Annotated in this window: 1 protein-coding gene; it reads right to left on the reverse strand. The window is 69.7% G+C overall.

What is annotated here, in order from left to right; all coding sequences use genetic code 11:
* On the reverse strand, positions 1–1,229 hold a 1,229-nt coding region (locus ACZ52R_RS43530; protein WP_465755585.1), incomplete at its 3' end, for a transposase.
* Positions 1,230–1,328: the final 99 nt, after the last annotated feature.

The raw sequence follows: 1,328 nt of genomic DNA on the forward strand, positions 1-1,328 counted from the left end.
ACACTGGTCCGGCCGCCGGGACAGACCGCCTGGCGTTGGTCCCAGTCGACGGTGAAGCGGGTGCTGTCGAAGAAGTCGCCGGTGGCCTGTGCCCGGTTGGTGATCTTCCCGATCGGTCCGACGAGGTCGATGCCGTGATCGCGGCGGGCGCGGTGGATCTGCTCGGCGTCGACGTATCCGGCATCCAGCAGATGCTCGTCCGGCAGGAGCCCCCGTTCGGCCAGGGCGGTGTGGATGTCCTCCAGGACGACGACGTCGTTGACCGACGCCGGGGTGGTGTGGACGTGGGTGATCAGGTGCGGGGCGTCGGGCTCACAGGTCTCACTGAGGTGAACCTTGTAGCCGGACCATCCCAGGTCTCGCTTCGATCCCGTGCGGGCCTCGGGCTCGTAGGGCGTCCGTAAGCGGATCAGGCCCGGCGGGAGATCCTGCTTGTCCCGCCAGCGCGGAACATCGTTGACGCGGTGGAACTGCTGCACCCATGTCTGCCGCAGGAACTCCACCGCGGGCAGGCACCTGAGTCCCGGCGGGGCCGAGGCCGCCCAAACGGCCTCCAGCAGGACCGTCCCGTCTGCCCCGCACTGGTCCGCGTGTTCCACCCGGGCCGCCCATCGGGACGGGAACCGGGTGTCATCCGGCCGGGCCGAGTAGCGGTCGAACCACTCCGGCGCCGCCACCGCCGCCAGCCAGTCACCCGCCGCCTCGGCGACCTCGTTGAGCGCGGCCCGCAGTGTCTCGGCCACGAACTCCAGCCGGTTCAGGTCCTTGGTCGCGGCCAGTACGTGAGTGGCATCCGTGCGCTGTCGTCTGCCCGGCTTGACCAGCCCGGCTTCCCCCGCAGCCTTCAGCACCGCGTCGAACACCACCCAGCCCGCGTCGCCGTCGACCAGCCGGTCACGGAACTCGCTGAGCACGGAGAAGTCGAACCCGGTATCGGTCAGCTCCAGCGAGAGGGCGTACTTCCAGTCCAGACGCGAGCGGACCGCGTGCGCGGCCTGCCGGTCGGTCAGTCCTTCCGCGAACTGCAACACCGATACCAGCGCCAGCCGGGCCGGCGACAGCGCAGGGCGCCCCCGTACTGGGAACAGCCCCTCGAACTGGGCATCGACGAAGACCGGCCCGAGTCTGTCCCGCACCCGCATCGCCAGACAGCCCTTCGGGAACACCGCGCGAGCCACCCGCACCGTCTCCAGCGGAATCTCCGCCAGCTCCACCCCACGCAACGACACCGGACCCCACCCCTGAACACGACAACGGCCTGCACAACCCCAACGGGGTCGTACAGGCCGACGTCACGCAGGCCCTCACCGATTAACCAACAGCATCCG

This window comes from Kitasatospora sp. NPDC034023, assembly GCF_055575795.1.